Genomic DNA, 17,593 nt, shown 5'->3' with positions numbered 1-17,593 from the left:
CATTGGTCCGATTATTGCGCCGTGGCCGACCACCAGGTGTCGTACTCGTGGCCGTAGAGCGACTCGTTTTGCGGCGGAACGATCTGCTTCCAGTGCGCCACCCAATCGTCCGCGACATGATAAAGCGGGACTGCGTAGGCTCCCGAAATCAGAACGCGGTCGAATGCGCGAACCGCAGCCACGAAGTCATCGCGGCTTCTTGCACCGACAATCTCGTCGATCATCGCATCGATCGCCGGTTCATGTGCGCCCACAAAGTTGAAGGATCCTTCCGTTTCCGCTGCTTTTGATGACCAGCGTCCATATTGCTCGGCGCCGGGAGACAGCGAGGAGAACCAGGTGTTGAACACCATATCAAACTCGCGTTTCGTCCTGCGGTCTTCGAACTGCGACGGATCTACACTGCGTACGCTTGCAGATACGCCGAGCAACTCAAGAGTACGGATATAGGCAAGAGCCAGCTTTTCTTCGTCCTCATTCTTGGCAAGAATTTCAAACGAAAGCTGATTGCCGTTCTCGGAGTGCAGGAGTTTTCCGTCCTTGAGCCTGTAACCGGCCTTGCCGAAGGCTTCCAGCGCTGCCCGCAGCACTTTTCTGTCACGTCCTGAACCGTCTGCTTCCGCCGGACGCCAGGTGCCGTCCATCACTTCGGGATCGACGGCGTCAGGGAAGGGAGCCAGCAATTCCTTTTCCCGGTCGCTTGCCGGGCGGCCGATCGATGAAAGCTCGGAATTGTCCCAGTACCCTGCCGTGCGCGTGTAAAGTCCGTAATAGAGATTGCGGTTCACCCATTCAAAATCGAACAGCATGCGCAAGGCCTTGCGCACGGCCGGGTCGGAGAACTGGTCTTTGCGGGTGTTGAATGCGATGCCCTGCATGGCGGCGGGAATCCCGAGCGGAATTGCCCGCTTGAGAACCTCGCCATTTTTCACTGCCGGAAAATCTAGCCCCGTTGCCCAACGGGCAGGATCCCGGAACTGCAACGCCTGGACCAGGCCCTTCTTGAAGGATTCCTGCAAGGTCGTCTCGTCGCGGAAATATTCCACCCGGATCTCGTCGAAGTTGTCGAAACCGGCTTTGACAGGCAGATCCTTGGCCCAATAGTCCGGGTTCTTCTCATAAACGACGAGCCTGCCTGGCTCGATCGTCTTGAAGGTGTACGGCCCTGTGCCGATGGGCGGGTTCAACGACGATTTGTCGAAATTCTCCGCATCGGTGGCTGCCTTGGAATAAATTGGAGCCAACGCGATTAACAGCGGCAGTTCGCGATTGTCACCGTTTTCGAATACCAGCTTCAGCCGGTTGGGTGCGGTCACCTGCTTTTCGGTGATAGCCGCATACCAGTTTCGATAGGGCGGGCGCCCCTTGTCGCGGATCACTTCCAGAGAAAAGATGACGTCATCGACTGTGACTGGTGTCCCGTCGGAAAACCTTGCATCCGGATTAAGCTCGAACTCGATCCACTCCCGGCTGTCCGGCATGCGCACACGTTGCGCCAGAAGACCGTAAAGGGAAAAAGGTTCCGCGTACGAGCGGACCATCAGGCTTTCCAGTATGTTGTTGCCGAATTCGCGTTCGCGCATTCCACGTGCCGAGGTCCAGCCGCCCTGAACAATGAAGGAATTCAGGCTGTCGAAGGTTCCCTGTACACCAAGTGTGATTGTGCCGCCCTTGGGCGCAGCGGGGTTGGCATAGGGAAATGGTTCGTCAGGTCCAAGTGCTGGTGTCCCGTGCATGGCGATGGCATGCGTCCAGGGCACGTTTTCATCGTCCGCGCTGACGGGCAGGCTGATTGCCAAGGCAAGCAGGCATGCAGACGAGGTTGCCAAACCGATCGCCTTGCCGGCATGAAAAAGAAGACCGGAAACTATCGAACTACGCATCACCACCGCCGGAGATTCTGTTGATTCTCAGCGATTACAGTAGCACAGGGTTCCTACGGACGCGCCCGGGACAAGCAACAAACCGCAAGATATTCAGGTTTCAATTCGCCAACAGGGGTGCGTTGCAAATCGGCCACCCTCTCGCCCAAATTAAGTGTCTTACCATGGTTTCACGGTTTGAATGTCGTTACGGGCCTTGCGGTTGGTTCCGGAATGGCTCAGAACAACGCGAAAGTTTCGTACACGCACGATTGAGGACGTATCGATGACGAGTGTTTTGAAAAGAGGATTGTTCGGATGTGCAGTAGGTGCGTTCGTAGCCCTATCTTCTTTTGCAGGTGCACCCGCAATCGCCCAGGAAGAAAAAAGCCCATGGACGAAAGCGTGTAACACCAATCCGAACACGCAGAAGGAAATCTGCTTTATTTCGATTGAATTGCGCACAAATACCGGACAGTTCCTGAGTAACATTGCTATTCAGGAAACTGAGGGCGAAGCCCGCAAGAAACTGCTGGTCGCTGTACCGACCGGCGTTCTTATCCAGCCGGGTGTGCGCATTCAAATCGATGATGGCAAGCCCGTACAGGGCAAGTACAGCATCTGCGCACCCAATGCCTGCTACGCTGAACTGGCGATTGATGACTCGTTCATCAACACCATGAAGCAGGGTGGTGAGGTGATTGTGGCTCCGTATAACCAGCAAGCCAAGGAAATCGTCTTCAAGATGACTCTGATCGGCTTCACCAAGGTTTACGACGGCGAGCCGATGAACATTGCCGAGCTGCAAAAGCGTCAGGAAGAACTGCAGAGCGAATTGCAGAAGCGCGCTGACGAAGCGCGTCAGAAGCTGATCGACGCTCAGAAGCAAAGCCAGTAACAGGCTGCTTTGCCAGAATTGAAGAAGGCCGGAACTTTGAAAGTTCCGGCCTTTTTTGTATTCGAAGATCAAGACTGAAAACCGCCGGGAATTGGGACGATTAGTGGATCTCTACGCTGCGCGGCAGATATGAGCCGTCCGTCTGTTCCTCGAAAATCTCTTCAACCTGCGGATGGCGCACCGGTTCCCCGGTCATATCCGCTTCCAGGTTCTGTTCGCTGACATAGGCCACATATTCGGTCTCCTCGTTCTCGGCGAGGAGATGATAGAACGGCTGGTCGCGCAAAGGACGCACGTCCTCCGGGATGGCGTTCCACCATTCTTCCGTATTGCTGAAGGTCGGATCGACATCGAAAATAACGCCACGGAAGGGGTAGATCCGGTGCCGGACGACCTGGCCAATTCTGAATTTTGCCGTTCGCATGGTTACTCGTCCGCATACTGCATGCACTGCCGGGATACCGTGTCGGCAGCCGGCGTGCAAGCATTGTAACATTAAACCTTAGACGACGAGCCTTGCGAAAGTCTAAAGGCCGTAGACCTCCGCGCGTTCCGCGTCCTTGGATGCAACCAGTTTTGCAAGGTCGACGATCACCTTTGCCTGCTTCCAGGTTGCGTCATCCTGCATCTTGCCGTCGATCATCACGGCACCGGTTCCATCCGGCATAGCCTCAAGGATCTTGCGGGCAAAGGCGACTTCGCCCGGATCCGGAGAGAAAACCTTCTTCGCGATCTGGATTTGTGTCGGATGCAGGGACCACGCGCCAAGGCAACCCATCAGGAATGCATTGCGGAACTGACTTTCGCAGGCTGCCGCATCGGAAAAATCACCAAACGGGCCGTAGAAAGGCTTCAGGCCGTAAGACAGGCAGGCATCGACCATCTTTCCGACCGTGTAATGCCAAAGATCCTGCTGATAAGCGGTTCGGCCACCTGCGCCGTCAGCATCTGAAAGGACCGCATAGTCGGGATGGCCGCCGCCCACACGTGTTGTTTTCATGCCGCGCGAAGCCGCAAGGTCTGCCGGTCCCAGGCTCATGCCATGCATCCGCGGACTGGCTGCTGCAATCTCTTCGACGTTCTTGACGCCTTCGGCCGTTTCCAGAATGGCGTGGATCATGATCGGCTTGGAAAGACCAGCCTTGGCTTCCAGCTGCGCAAGCAATTGGTCGAGATAATGAATATCCCAGGCACCTTCCACCTTGGGAAGCATCACCACGTCGAGTTTTTCTCCAACCGCAGGAACAATCTCAAGAAGGTCGTCGAGAAACCAGGGACTGTTGAGGCAATTTACCCTGGTCCACAGGCCAGTGGTGCCGAAGTCATTATCCTGCGCCATCTGAATGAAGCCCTTCCGGGCGTCCGTCTTGGCATCGGCGGGGATTGCATCTTCAAGGTTGCCGAGTACGACATCGACGTTCTTGATGAGATCCGGCACCTTGGACCGCATCTTTTCAATATGCGGAGGGACGAAATGGATCATGCGCTCCAGCGAGACGGGAAGTTCGCGATACGGGTCCGGCGCGCCGATTGCGAGCGGCTTGTAGAATGCGCTTGGGGTTTTCATGAAACAGCTGCCCTCCACCAGTTTGAGGAATAGCTATAACGTCAATGCTGCGCTGCAACCATACCCCGAAAGGAGAACAGGCTTAATCGTCTTCCAGGCGAGCCGCTGCTGCGCGCCGGGCCTGCTTCTGGGCAGACGTTTTACCTGGAGGCGCCCACTTCTTGTGGATCCACATCCATTGTTCGGGGTGTTCGCGGATCCAGCTTTCGAAAATTGCGTGGATCCTTGCTGTTGCGACCTCGATATCCGCCTGCCTGTCAACCGTTACAGGTACTTCGACGGCCTGGGCCTCAATCCGGAAATGCACACCTTTCTTGCGTACGACCCGGCCGAGAACAATCGGCACCTTGCAGGACCGGGCGAGCGAAGCCGGGACCGGCGTGGCGTATGCCATCTGGTCGAAAAAGGGCACTTGCACGCCGCGCGTTTCCCTGAGATCTCCCATCATCGCGACGATACCGCCGCTTTTCAGGGTCGCCAGGATCTTGCGAGCTGTCTGGTGGCTTTTCGACAAAAGACCGCCTTTGTAGAGGTCTTTCCTCAGCGCCTGCAGGGCCTTGTCGGCCTCCGGATTGCGCAGAGCCTGATAGACGCCCGTTATCTCGATACCGCGCCGGACGGCGGGCTGAACACACAATTCCCAGTTTGCGCTGTGGAATGAAACGAACAAACAGGCACGCTCGCCGTTCAGAACCTGTCCGGTGATTTCATCCGCAACTGCTTCAAACCGGTAATCCTGTTTCAGAAGCCGGTCGATGTGGAATGTTTCGGCTGCCACGCGGCCGAGGTTCTCCCACATCCCACGCACAATCAGTTCTCGTTCCGCGCGCCGCATGCCCGGAAAGGCCTTCTTCAAGTGGCGCAGAGCACGCTTGTGTCTGGGATTGAACGGTGCCAGCCGACGCCAGAAGGCGCCCATGACATAGGAGGCAACGTCTACGGGGATCAGGCGGAACAGCCAGATGGCCAACGTCAGCGCAAAGCCTTCCACCCGGTTTTGCACAGCTGTGAGCTTCGGGTGTTTACGATGCTTTTTTTTGCGGGACATTACGACCGAATGCTTTCATGTTGTCCGCCCGTCCTGAAAAGAGGGCACTTCCGACCTTGTCCGACTGATTGGGGCCTTGCGATGCGCCCTCAGACCTGATTGGAATGCGGATCACCGAGGTGACCTCCAAGTCACGCGTCCATATCCAAGCCAGGCGCAAGATGCAAGCGCCTTCAAACCCAACCAACCGCGATACAACGCGTCGTCTTCATCTTTGGTATTTGAATGCAGAACGTCATTTCACTGGCTCTTCCGTTTTTCGGACTGATCCTTCTCGGCTTCGGTGCCGGCAAGATCAAGAACCTGCCCGAAGCAGGCCTGAGCTGGATGAACTTCTTCGTGATCTACCTGGCCCTTCCGGCGCTCTTCTTCCGTCTGTTGTCTGAGACGCCGATCGAAGAGCTCGCAAATGCGTCCTACATTACCGCCACGACCTTCACGACCTACATCGTGTTCGCGATTTCCTTCTGCATAGGTGTGGTCGCAACACGCGGCAACATCGGCGAATCCACGATCCTGGGCATTGCCGGCGCCTATTCCAACATCGGTTATATGGGGCCGGGTTTGACGCTGGCTGTTCTGGGTGAGCAGGCAACCGTACCGACCGCGCTCATTCTGGCCTTTGACAACGCACTGATGTTCATTCTCGCACCGCTGATGATGGCATTGGCCGGTACCGAAGAAGAATCGATCCTTGGGACCTTGAAGAAGATTGTTGTCAGGATCTTCACCCATCCGTTCATCCTGGCTACGATTGCCGGCGTCTTTGCCGCCGCGCTGGAGATCAAGCCACCTCAAGCGATAGATACGCTTTTGCGCTATCTCAGCAATGCGGCAGCACCTTGCGCTCTCTTTGCCATGGGCGTCAGCATTGCGCTTCGTCCGATCGGTCGGATACCGCTGGAACTGCCGCTGGTGCTGGGTGTGAAGTTGCTGTTGCACCCGATCCTGATTTTTCTGCTCCTGACATGGCTTGGCGGCTTCGATCCCAACTGGATCGCAACTGCAGTTCTGATGTCCTGCCTGCCGCCGGCGACAAACGTCTTTGTTATCGCGCAGCAATATGGGACGTATGTTCAGCGGGCGTCGAGCTTCGTACTGATAGGAACGGCCTTGTCGATCGTCACCGTTACCGGTTTCATCTGGGCGCTGACGAGCGGTTTCCTTCCAACCGGTGGCTAGAAGATCAAACCAGACATCCCGGTATCAACAAGAGGGCTTGTGGTGAAAGACAATCCGGAAGTCCTTGCGATATTCGAAAGTTACCCGCCGGATATCCGCGAAAGACTGCTGACCATCAGGTCACTGATCACCGAGACGGCGACGCAGCGCGACGATATCGGAGAACTGGAAGAAACCTTGAAATGGGGTCAGGCCAGCTATCTGACGAAGCGCCCGAAAACCGGAACGACAATCCGGATAGACCGGGACAATTCCGGGGCAGGGGATGTTGCTCTCTATGTCAATTGTCAATCTTCACTGGTGTCTGACTGGCGCACAATGTTTCCGGATCTCGTCTTTGGCGGCGATAGAAGCGTTCACTTCAGTCAAGGTCGGCCGTTGCCAGAAGATGCACTCCGCCAGATGATCGCCATGGCTCTGACGTATCACAGCGCCAAGCGATCAGCAGCACGGTCACGTGTTTGAAAGCATAACCGGAAAACCGTCTATCGATGCAATTGAAACGCGGTTCCCGGTGCAATGCCCTCCCGCATGAGCAAGCGCCGCAACGGACCAATCTTGCCGGCCAGATACATGCCCGCGCTTCGCGCAGCCTGGACCGGCAGAAAGCCTGTCAGCAGTGATCTGTTCAGCATGTCCACCGCGTTTGTCCGTGTCCGGATATCGCTGAACCGTTTCTTCTCATAAGCACTCAAAACGGTCTTGCCACCAAAGTCGGCGCGCGCGCGCACCGCCGATGCCACGACGGAGATGAGGTCCCGGATATCACGCAACGACAGGTTCAGACCCTGCGCGCCAATGGGCGGAAAGACATGCGCGGTCTCGCCCACAAGCGCCAGACGCGGCCCAACCAGGGAAGTGGCAGTCAGTCCTGAAAGTGGAAAACTTTGTGGTTTCGTAGACAGTTTGAAACGACCCAGTATCGAATGTGCCCGCCGTTCGAGTTCCGCTTCCAGGTCCTCCTCCGTCATCGCCAACAGATCTGCAGCACCGTCCGCAGTTTCCACGCAAACAAGTGACGACTGTCTGCCGGGGAGAGGTACCAATGTGAACGGACCAGTCGCAGTATGGAATTCGGTCGAGACCTGCTGGTGTGGAAGCCGGTGCTCAAGATTCAGAACAACAGCCACCTGCGGATACGACCAGCTTTTAACTTCAATCCCTGCCGCTTCACGCAGTGTTGACCGGCGGCCATCTGCGGCTACGGCCAATTTGGCAGAAATCGTCCGACCCCCACGGGTGACGAGAGTAGCGTGTTCGTCTCCGAACTCGGCACTCTCGACGGTTTCCGAAATCTCTTCAAGCCCGGCTTGCGCAGCACAGAATTTTTCAAGCACTACATTAAGTTCACTGTTCAAGATATTGAAACCAAACTCTTCCAAGCCAAGTTCAGAACTGTCGAAGACCACTTCAGGTGCACGAAAAAGCCGCCCCGTGCTGTCGATCATGCGCATCTTCTTCAAGGATGCGGCGTTGCCTTCTATGTCCGACCAGACGCCAATATCGCGCAACAGATCGATGGAACGCTGCCACAGCGCGGTTGTCCGGCCATCCTTGATTTCCATTGAGGGGGCAATCAGGACGCAGGAAAGCCCCTGCTGGGCCAGAGCAAGAGCAGCAATTCGCCCGGATGGCCCTCCGCCGACGATTGCAATGTCAAACTGTTCCGGCGCGTGGCTGCTGGACATGGTAAAATTCCATCTGATTTGATCTTGAGATCTAAATTGCTGTTTGTGGGCTCAAAATCAACGGGACGAATACACGCAGGGCATTCAAGGTCGACCATGAGTAAGATCAAATGCCTGCTTCGATTAATCCGCTAAGACGTCTCAAGACCCAGGACCAACACGCCACCTTAAGGCCGAAATGACGAGTTTGACCCGCACACCTTCCAATCAGGCCGGTTCCGCCAAGCCGGAACAAAACATGCGTGGCTGGCCGCTGGTGCTTGTGCTGGTCTCGATACTGGCCGCCGCCGGCTGGGCATATCTGATTGCAATGGTTGCCGACATGGTACCGGTCATGGATATGAGCGAAGCCGGACCCGGCATGGTGATTCTCAACAGTTTCAACCAGTTCGCAGGTTTGCCTGCGGAAGCGCGGGCCGCACTTGCGGTTCTTTGCCTGCCGACCAGCGCAACATTTGGAATGCCAGGTGCGGACATGACGACGGTTGATCTTGTGAAGATCTTTCTGATGTGGGCAATGATGGCCATTGCCATGATGTTGCCTACGGCGGTGCCGATGCTTCGGGCCTATTACACCGAGATTTCGGCAGAGCCGGGCAGCACGGCAACGCCGGTACTTCTCGTTATCACCGCAATGTTCGGCTATCTGGCGGTCTGGCTTGGCTACGCGGTCGCAGCAACCGCGGCGCAATGGGCTTTGTCCCGGGCAGGCGCCATGACGGATATGATGGCACCTGCAAGCATGGCTCTGACGACATCGGTCCTCTTTGCCGCGGGTTTGTATCAGTTCACTCCCTCCAAGAAAGCCTGTCTCCGGCGCTGCTGGTATCCGCGCTGGGTGTTTGCCAATAACGATGCTGGGCCGGGAGCGATGTCGGGCTTGCGGGAAGGACTGGTGCAGGGCTGGGTGTGCCTTGGCTGCTGCTGGGCGGTAATGACAGTCATGTTCGCGGTCGGCCTGATGAACATTGTCTGGATCGCGCTGCTCGGCGCGTTGATGGCAATTGAAAAAACGTTCCCGAGCCGCATTCTCCCGCCTGCCATCGGGGCTGTTCTGCTGGTCTGGGCAGGTATCCTCGTTTCCCTCATCCTTTTGGGAAATGCGGCAACCTAAATTCACTGCTATTGGTGCGGGGACTGTTTTTTAGGTTCACACTGTCATACGATTGCAATAAAGGACCGTATCAGCGTCAGTGTGTGATCCATGGGCCAGCGGGTCAATCGTGAACCGCACACATCTCAGAACGCAAGTGCACCAGTTTACTGCGTTCAGATCATAAAGTGAGGGAACCCCGTGGCGGATATTACACCAGGTAAAGAGAGGACTGAGCCCGCTCTGTTCCTGATCCATATCCTGACGGCTTCCGGTGCTCCGATCGCTCTTGTTGCCCTCTTGGCAGGTGCGCGCGAGAACTGGGCGGAGATGTTCGCCTGGCTTGGACTGGCATTTTTCATCGATGGCATCGATGGTCCGCTGGCGCGCCGTTACAAGATTGCAGAGCGTCTGCCTCGCTGGTCCGGTGCCTCGCTGGATTTCGTGATCGACTACGCCACCTACGTGTTTCTTCCAGCTTTCGCGCTTTCCTGGAGCTTGATGCTGACAAGCCCTTGGAACTGGATTTGTGGCGGGCTCGTGGTCTTTACCGGCGCTCTTTATTTTGCCGACAACGGCATGAAGACACCCGACGGCTCCTTCAAGGGTTTTCCCGCCGGATGGAACATGGTCGTTTTCGGCCTCATGGTTCTGTCGCCATCGCAAAGCTTCACGATCATGTTCGTGCTCTTGTGCTGCGCATTGACGTTCGCTCCTGTCCGCTTTGTCCATCCTGTCCGCGTGCGTCGCTGGCGCATGATTACCTTGCCGGTGACATTGCTCTGGATGGGATTGGCCGCTTACGCCATTCTGGACGGTATGGCTTTGAACGGCCCGCTCGCATGGGCGTTCACGGCAGCCAGTTTCTATCTGCTACTGGTCTCTGCTGTTCAGCAATTGCTCGACAGGGTCGACTGACCCTTTCCCTACATTCCAAATCCAGTTTTGGCACTGGCGCGACCTAAGGCGCCGGTGTCGTGCCGCACTTTTTCTTGAGGCGCTGGCCGGAAAGAAGCGTCACGAACGCTTGATGCCATTTATGCTTCGGAATGACCTTTTCCGATGGCGTTGAAATCATTTATGGTCTTGCCAACTTCAATTGCCGCAAGACCAAATCGGTGTCGGCCCATCATCCCGGGGATAAAGTCATGGTTCAAGCAATCTGCGTACACGAAACCGGTGGACCGGATGTCATGCGCTGGGAACATATCGAAGTCGGTGAGCCCGGCCCGGGCGAGGCACGCATCCGCCACACAGCAGTTGGCCTCAATTTCATCGACACCTATTTCCGCTCCGGCCTCTATCCAGCCCCTGCCGGCGTGCCGTTCAGCCCCGGCAACGAGGGGGCAGGGGTTGTACAGACAGTCGGCGAGGGTGTGACACATCTCAGCCCCGGAGACCGTGTGGCCTATGTTGGCCCGCTCGGTGCCTACGCGCAGGAAAGAATCGTGCCTGCAGATCGTCTTGTCGTCCTGCCAGACGGGATCGACGACAAGACCGCTGCTGGCATGATGCTGAAGGGCATGACGGCACAGTACCTTCTGCGCCAGACCTATTCCGTTGGCCCGGACACGACACTGTTGTTTCACGCTGCTGCCGGAGGCGTCGGCCTGATTGCCGGTCAATGGGCAGCACATCTCGGCGCCACTGTCATCGGTACTGCCGGTTCGGAAGCAAAGGTCGAACTTGCAAAGGCACATGGCTACCAGCACGTGATCAACTACCGGACTGAAAACTTTGTCGACAGGGTAAAGGATATAACAGGCGGCAAGGGCTGCGATGTTGTTTATGACAGCGTCGGCAAGGACACCTATCCCGGATCGCTCGACTGCCTGAAACCGAGGGGCCTTTGGGTCACTTTCGGTCAGTCCTCCGGGCCAATTGCCGACTTCAACCTGGCGCTCCTCGCCCAGAAAGGCTCTCTGTTCGCAACCCGGCCGACGCTGTTCAGCTACATCGCCAGCCGCGAAGCACTGGAAGCAACCGCGGGCGAATTGTTCGATGTCGTCCAGAAAGGCATCGTCAAGATCGGCGTCAACCAGGAATACAGGCTTGCCGATGCCGTCCAGGCGCATCAGGACCTTGAAGGCCGCAAGACCACAGGTACCACGGTCCTGATCCCCTAAGAGCTGAAAATTCATGCGGTCCGGACGAGCACAGGATCTTTCTCGAAATCTTTACAGCCCGGCGATGCGCTATTTTCTGGCCGTCGCCGAGGCCGGCTCGATCCGCGCCGCGTCCCGGGAGCTCAACGTGGCGTCATCTGCCATCAACCGGCAGGTTCTCTGGCTGGAAGAGGCGCTCGGACTGCAGTTGTTTGACCGTGTCGGCCGGCGCCTGCGTCTGTCGCAAGCCGGAGAATTGCTGCTGGCACATATCCGGCGCACCTATTCCGATTTCGAGGGCACGGTCGCCGAACTCGACGCTTTGAAGGGACTGCGACGCGGTACGGTTTCGATTGCAAGCGTCGAAAGCGTCGCCGAAAAGCTCCTCCCGGCGGTCATCAGCACGTTTCGCAAGAGCTATCCCGGCATTCACGTGAATGTCTCGATTTCCTCATCCAGAGAAGCCGCCCGCAAGGTGGAGGCCGCTGAAGCCGACGTTGGCTTCACCTTCGACCCTCCGGAGACCTCGGCGCTCACAACAGCCTTTCACCATGATCTCGTGATCGGCGCACTCATGCGTCCGGATCATCCGTTGGCCGACGCGAAAACACTTGGACTGCAGGACTGCCTGAAATATCCGGTGGCGCTGCCCGCAGAGGGACTGTCACTGCGCACTCGCCTCGACATCGTACGAAGCCGAATACCCGGTGCATCGCGCACATATGTGGAAGCCAATTCGCTCAGGCTGATGCGAGCCCTTGCCAGGGAGGAACAGGTAATTGGCTTTCAGACGATGATCGGTTGCGAAGATGATCTTGCCAACGGATTCCTGATCTTCAAACCTTTGTCCGATACGCCGCTTCAGGCCGACCGGCTCTGTGTGGTAACGTCGTCTCTGCGTGCACTTGCGCTTGCGCCGGGCATGTTTTTCGACCATGCCGTGTTCGCTTTGAGGGACCAACTTTCAGCTCTTGATGCCAAATAGGCAACATTGCGGTCTCAAATGAGCGCTTTGGTTCCATGTTTTTTTAAGGCACATTTTTTTGTGACAGTTTTGCGGCAATGCGCCGTGCGAGGGAGAAAACTGATGGGGCGTTTACCAACGCACGATCTGAATACAGCCCGGGTGAGGCCCGAAAGCGGCCTGATGAGCAGGCTGTGGAGCATGGGTAAGGCACCTGGTCAGCATTCTTCGCACCGGAAACGCCATGACCACCTTATTGCGGCTCGTGATGCAAAGCACCTCAAGCGTGCGGAATGTTCAAACTGTTACGCATCAAATGTCTCCGGTCAGCTGCTGGCCAAGATAGGGAAGCAGGCCCATGCGTGACACGATCCGTTTCCTTAAAGGTGGTGAAGTCGTTGAACTTGCGAATGTCGGTCCAACGGAAACCGTTCTCGATTACCTGCGCCTCCGCCGCCGCGAAACCGGCACGAAGGAAGGCTGCGGCGAGGGCGACTGCGGGGCCTGCACCGTCGCGCTTGGCCGATTGATCGACGGCAAGTTGGTCTATCAGCCCGTGAACAGCTGCATCCAGTTGCTCGGCATGATCGATGGCGCCGAACTGGTGACTGTCGAAGACCTTTCCGACGATACGAGGCTCCACCCGGTTCAGGCCGCGATGGTCGAGATGCATGGCTCACAGTGCGGGTTCTGTACGCCCGGCTTCATCATGACGCTTTTCACGCTCTATCATGACGCAGGGGCGGAAAAATCACGCAAGACCGTCACAGAATGGCTGGCCGGAAACCTGTGTCGCTGCACGGGATACAGACCGATTATCGACGCCGCGTTGGACTCTTGTTTTGACGCTGCAGACGATGCTTTTTCGTGGCGGGCTCATGAAACGCGGGAACAGTTGCGACAACTTTCCGACAGCAGCGATGTCTTCATCGGAGATAGCGACTGCTTCTTTTCCTCGCCGGCAACGCTTGACGGTCTGGCGGCACTTTACGGCCAGCACCCCAATGCGACCCTCGTTGCCGGGGCGACAGATGTCGGTCTTTGGATAACGAAGCATCTGCGCGACTTGCCAAAGATGATTTGGCTTGGCCGAATAGAGGGCCTCGACCGTGTGGAAGACAGTCCGTCCGGGGTGCTGATCGGCGCAACGGCTAGCTATGCCGCGACCGAAGAAGCCATGAGCGGCATTTCATCAAACCTGGGTGAACTCTGGCGCCGGATCGGCTCGAAGCAGGTTCGCGCCTCGGGAACAGTCGGCGGAAACATTGCCAATGGCTCGCCGATCGGCGACACGCCCCCTGCATTGATCGCTCTGGGGACAACTCTGGAACTGCATTCCGCAGAAGGCTCGAGGGCGCTGCCGCTGGAAGAATTTTTCATCGACTATGGCAAGCAGGATCGTAGACCGGGAGAGTTCGTAACCGGTCTCTTCGTGCCCCGGCTTTCTGCAAATCAGGCTTTCCGTTGCTACAAGATCACCAAGCGCTTCGATCAGGACATCTCATCCGTCATGGGGGCATTCCGCCTGACGGTGGATGGAGACGGCGTGGTTACGGATGCCCGGATCGCCTTTGGCGGCATGGCTGGAACACCGAAACGGGCAACCGGTGCGGAAGCTGCCTTGAAAGGAGCTTCGCTGGACGATCCGTCCACCTGGGGCGCGGCCATGCAGGCATTGCTGTCCGATTACACGCCACTGACAGATATGCGCGCAAGTGCCGAGTACCGAATGGAAACGGCGCGGGCGTTGCTCGCAAAGGCTCTTATGGAGGTCAGCGGCACCGCACCGGAAGAACTACGTGTGCTTGCCAAGCGGGAGGCAGGCCATGACCGCGCAGCTTGATCCCAACGACCTGACAACACCCCTGAAGCATGTCCGCAAGGCGTTGCCGCATGACAGCGCGACAAAACACGTTTCCGGTACGGCGACCTATATCGACGACATGGTCGAACCCGTTGGCACGCTTCACGTGGTGCCCGGCTGGTCACGACAGGCTGTCAGGGGCAGGATCCTGGCAATGGATCTTGAAGAAGTCCAGGCTTCTCCAGGTGTGGTTGCCGTCCTGACCGCGAAGGATGTCCCGGGAAAGAACGACTGTTCATCCGCTTTTGGCGATGATCCTGTTTTCGCCGAGGATGAAATCCTGTTTTACGGGCAGGTCGCCTTCGCTGTCGTTGGCGAAACAAGAGACCTGGCGCGCAAAGCAGCGTTGAAGGCAAAAATCGATATTGCACCGATCACCCCCATCCTGACGGCTGAGGACGCTGTCGGCGCCGACACCACAGTGCTTCCGGATTATCAGTTCCGGCGTGGTTCGCCTGAAACCGGCATGAACGCAGCCGAGGAAATCCTCACTGGCAGCATGAAAATAGGCGGACAGGAGCATTTTTACCTGGAAGGCCAGATCGCCATGGCCCAGCCACAGGAAGACGGCGGCATGCTGGTGTATTCCTCGACCCAGCACCCCACCGAAATTCAGCACACGGTTGCCAAGGTGCTTGGTGTACCCGATGCCGCTGTTACGGCTGAGGTTCGCCGCATGGGAGGCGGTTTCGGTGGCAAGGAATCGCAGGCGAACCAATGGGCTGCCCTGGCGTCCGTCGCTGCCAGTCACACGGGCCGAACCTGCAAGATCCGCCTCGACCGCGACGACGACATGATCATGACCGGCAAGCGGCACGACTTTAAGGTCAACTGGCAGGTCGGCCACGATAGCGAAGGTCGCATCCGCGCCGTCGACATGGAGTTTCTGGCCCGTTGCGGTTATTCGGTCGATCTTTCACTCGGTGTGAACGATCGAACGCTGTTTCATGCCGATTCGAGCTACTTCTACCCGGATGCGCTCATTCGCTCCCGGCGCCTGCGTACGGACACCTGCTCCAACACCGCATTCCGCGGGTTCGGTGGACCGCAAGGTATGCTCGCTGCCGAACGCATGATCGATGCGATCGCGATCAGTCTCGACAAGGACCCGCTCGAAATCCGCAAGCTGAATTTCTATGACGGGGAACGGAACCTGACGCCTTTCGGCATGCCGGTGGAAGAGTTTCAGGTCATGCATGACCTGATCGCCCAACTGGAAGAGAGTTCAGACTATTGGGCACGACGTGATGATGTGCGCTTCTTCAACGAAAACAACGCTGTTCTGAAAAAGGGCCTGGCCCTGACACCGGTTAAGTTCGGCATTTCCTTCACGCTGAAACATCTCAACCAGGCCGGTGCGCTCGTTCATCTTTATACCGACGGTTCGATTCACCTGAACCATGGTGGCACCGAGATGGGCCAGGGACTCTATCAGAAAGTTGCGCAGGTTGTTGCGGAAGAATTCGGTGTCAGCCTGACCAAGGTACGCATCACCGCCACCAACACCTCAAAGGTTCCCAACACGGGCCCAACGGCTGCATCTTCCGGCACAGACCTCAACGCCATGGCCGCCAAGCTGGCGGCGAAGGAAATCAAGAACCGACTGATAACCTTCCTGTGCGAACTGTATCAATGCGGACCGGAAGCAATCTTCTTCGGCGACAACAAGGTGGTTGTCGGTGACCAGAGCTTTGCCCTTTCGGAAGTTGCCAAGCTGGCGCACATGGCACGTATTCAGCTTTCACACGCAGGCTTTTACGCAACGCCAGGGATAACGTGGGAGAGGGAAAGCGCTACCGGGCGCCCCTTCTATTACTTTGCCTTTGGAGGCGCATGCGCCGAGGTGACGATCGATACGATGACCGGCGAGATGACCGTCGACCGGGTGGATATTCTTCACGATGTCGGCCATTCGCTGAACCCCGCAATTGACCTGGGGCAGATCGAAGGTGGCTTTGTTCAGGGGATGGGGTGGCTTACCACCGAAGAACTGGTCTGGGACGAAAAGGGCCGCCTTCGTACCCACGCTCCCTCGACCTACAAGATCCCGACAGCATCCGATATTCCCGAAGAATTCAACGTTCGTCTCTATGAAGGCAGCGGCAATCCTCAGGCAACCGTTTACCGGTCCAAGGCCGTTGGCGAACCGCCTGTCATGTTGGCCAATGCGGTGTTTTGCGCGATCAATGATGCCGTCGCGAGCCTTAGCCCAGGAGTTGTTCCCAATCTGGACGCGCCGGCAACGCCTGAAGCAATCATGAAAGCCGTCCAGGATATGCGCCGGAGGAAGATCTCCTGATGAAGGTGTGGGGGCACATTGCCGACTGTTTGACGCGAAACGGCGCTTGTGCACTCGTTACCGTTGCTCGTGCCGATGGCTCGACACCGCGTGAAGACGGTGCTCGTATGGTTGTAACGGCTGGTGGTGGATTTTATGGCACGATTGGTGGCGGCACGCTTGAGTTCGAAGCCATCCGCCGTGCCCACAAAGCTCTCCGGGATGGCGTGGCCAGCTTCGAGCTCCACAATGTCTCGCTTGGCCCGGACCTCGGTCAGTGCTGCGGTGGACGTACGCAAATCGCAATCGAGGTGCTGACAACGTCATCGCTTGAAATGGCTCAGACACTCTCGCTTCGGGAGAACGACGGAACGCAGTTTTCCACCGAGGCCAGTGTTGTGAACGGTGTGGTGCAGACACGCGATCTGCTGCCGGACGTTCCTGCGAACCGCTTCCTCCTTCAACTTGACCAAAAAACGGGCAAGCAGTTGCTGATCGAGCAATTTGGCAGCAAGCGGCGCGATCTTTATCTTTTTGGTGCAGGGCATGTAGGAAAAGCGGTTGTCCTGGCGCTCGCACCTCTGCCATTCAGCGTGACATGGATAGACAGCAGGGCGGACCAGTTTCCGGCTGCGGTTCCGGGAAATGTCAGGAAAGTTGCAAGCTCTGATCCAGCTGCCTGCCTTGAACAAGCCCCTGATGGCGCCTTTGTCCTGGCGATGACCCACTCGCACGCCCTGGATGAAGACATCATGGCACGTGCCTTGCTTCAACAACGCTTTGCCTATTGCGGTGTGATCGGCTCCAAAACCAAGAGGGCTCGCTTCCTGAAACGACTGAAGGCCCGGGGGCTGAATGACACTTTGACGGCAAACATGGTCTGTCCCGTCGGGGTGACTTCAGTCAAATCAAAACAACCCGCTGCAATCGCTGCAGGAATAGCTGTCGATCTGCTGGTTCGGGACGAAGCTGGAAATCATCAACAGGCAGCTGCAGGCGGGGGGCTTGCACAAAAACTAACACTTGGTCAATAAGGCGGCATTC

15 protein-coding genes are annotated in these 17,593 nt (G+C 57.1%); 10 read left to right on the top strand and 5 right to left on the bottom strand.

The features are described from left to right. Window positions 1-11 precede the first annotated feature (11 nt). The gene (locus FIV05_RS20445; RefSeq protein WP_152510781.1) at window positions 12-1,883 is read right to left on the bottom strand and encodes an extracellular solute-binding protein; all 1,872 of its coding nucleotides are present in this window, start codon (window positions 1,881-1,883) and stop codon (window positions 12-14) included. Window positions 1,884-2,148: 265 nt separating this feature from the next. On the opposite strand from FIV05_RS20445, the gene FIV05_RS20440 reads away from it, so the two are divergent. Then, window positions 2,149-2,760, top strand: a complete 612-nt coding sequence (locus tag FIV05_RS20440; protein WP_022998645.1) for an invasion associated locus B family protein — start codon at window positions 2,149-2,151, stop codon at window positions 2,758-2,760. Window positions 2,761-2,860: 100 nt separating this feature from the next. On the opposite strand, the gene hspQ is transcribed toward FIV05_RS20440, so the two are convergent. From hspQ to FIV05_RS20425, 3 genes are all read right to left on the bottom strand, one after another. After that, entirely contained in the window at window positions 2,861-3,184 is a 324-nt protein-coding gene (hspQ, locus tag FIV05_RS20435) for a heat shock protein HspQ (RefSeq protein ID WP_022998644.1), read from the bottom strand. A gap of 102 nt (window positions 3,185-3,286) precedes the next feature. Further along, a complete protein-coding gene (locus FIV05_RS20430; protein ID WP_152510780.1) occupies window positions 3,287-4,327 on the bottom strand; it encodes a CoA ester lyase in 1,041 nt (346 codons plus the stop codon). An 82-nt stretch (window positions 4,328-4,409) separates the two neighbouring features. Continuing rightward, window positions 4,410-5,375 carry a lysophospholipid acyltransferase family protein gene (locus tag FIV05_RS20425; protein ID WP_152510779.1) on the bottom strand — a complete coding sequence of 322 codons (966 nt, stop codon included), beginning with the start codon at window positions 5,373-5,375 and terminating at the stop codon, window positions 4,410-4,412. Between the two features lie 225 nt (window positions 5,376-5,600). On the opposite strand from FIV05_RS20425, the gene FIV05_RS20420 reads away from it, so the two are divergent. Then, entirely contained in the window at window positions 5,601-6,557 is a 957-nt protein-coding gene (locus FIV05_RS20420; protein WP_062488760.1) for an AEC family transporter, read from the top strand. A 42-nt stretch (window positions 6,558-6,599) separates the two neighbouring features. Beyond that, on the top strand, window positions 6,600-7,022 hold the full coding sequence (locus tag FIV05_RS20415; protein ID WP_152510778.1) for a DUF1801 domain-containing protein: 423 nt from the start codon (window positions 6,600-6,602) through the stop codon (window positions 7,020-7,022). A gap of 20 nt (window positions 7,023-7,042) precedes the next feature. Here the strand turns inward: FIV05_RS20415 and FIV05_RS20410 are convergent, their stop codons facing one another. Next, on the bottom strand, window positions 7,043-8,245 hold the full coding sequence (locus FIV05_RS20410) for a UbiH/UbiF family hydroxylase (RefSeq protein ID WP_152510777.1): 1,203 nt from the start codon (window positions 8,243-8,245) through the stop codon (window positions 7,043-7,045). Between the two features lie 178 nt (window positions 8,246-8,423). Here FIV05_RS20410 and FIV05_RS20405 point away from each other — a divergent pair, with 178 nt between their 5' ends. The 7 genes from FIV05_RS20405 to xdhC all read left to right on the top strand — a co-directional run bounded on the left by FIV05_RS20405 (window position 8,424) and on the right by xdhC (window position 17,583). Further along, entirely contained in the window at window positions 8,424-9,359 is a 936-nt protein-coding gene (locus tag FIV05_RS20405) for a DUF2182 domain-containing protein (protein WP_152510776.1), read from the top strand. A 180-nt stretch (window positions 9,360-9,539) separates the two neighbouring features. Continuing rightward, the gene (locus FIV05_RS20400) at window positions 9,540-10,256 is read left to right on the top strand and encodes a CDP-alcohol phosphatidyltransferase family protein (RefSeq protein WP_152510775.1); all 717 of its coding nucleotides are present in this window, start codon (window positions 9,540-9,542) and stop codon (window positions 10,254-10,256) included. Between the two features lie 230 nt (window positions 10,257-10,486). Further along, the gene (locus FIV05_RS20395) at window positions 10,487-11,464 is read left to right on the top strand and encodes a quinone oxidoreductase (RefSeq protein ID WP_031268497.1); all 978 of its coding nucleotides are present in this window, start codon (window positions 10,487-10,489) and stop codon (window positions 11,462-11,464) included. 13 nt (window positions 11,465-11,477) lie between these two features. After that, window positions 11,478-12,428, top strand: a complete 951-nt coding sequence (locus FIV05_RS20390; RefSeq protein ID WP_152510774.1) for a LysR family transcriptional regulator — start codon at window positions 11,478-11,480, stop codon at window positions 12,426-12,428. A gap of 337 nt (window positions 12,429-12,765) precedes the next feature. Continuing rightward, window positions 12,766-14,250: a xanthine dehydrogenase small subunit gene (gene xdhA, locus FIV05_RS20385; RefSeq protein WP_152510773.1), complete on the top strand. Its 1,485-nt coding sequence runs from the start codon at window positions 12,766-12,768 to the stop codon at window positions 14,248-14,250. Further along, window positions 14,234-16,570: a xanthine dehydrogenase molybdopterin binding subunit gene (gene xdhB, locus FIV05_RS20380; protein ID WP_152510772.1), complete on the top strand. Its 2,337-nt coding sequence runs from the start codon at window positions 14,234-14,236 to the stop codon at window positions 16,568-16,570. The genes xdhA and xdhB overlap by 17 nt, the downstream gene beginning before the upstream one ends. Further along, the gene (gene xdhC, locus FIV05_RS20375) at window positions 16,570-17,583 is read left to right on the top strand and encodes a xanthine dehydrogenase accessory protein XdhC (protein WP_152510771.1); all 1,014 of its coding nucleotides are present in this window, start codon (window positions 16,570-16,572) and stop codon (window positions 17,581-17,583) included. The genes xdhB and xdhC overlap by 1 nt, the downstream gene beginning before the upstream one ends. Window positions 17,584-17,593 lie beyond the last annotated feature (10 nt).

Source organism: Labrenzia sp. THAF191a (assembly GCF_009363335.1).
In the GTDB taxonomy this organism is placed as follows: Bacteria; Pseudomonadota; Alphaproteobacteria; order Rhizobiales; family Stappiaceae; genus Roseibium; species Roseibium algicola.
The sequence above is the reverse complement of the archived record's forward strand: the minus strand, read 5'-3'. Positions and strand labels throughout refer to the sequence as shown.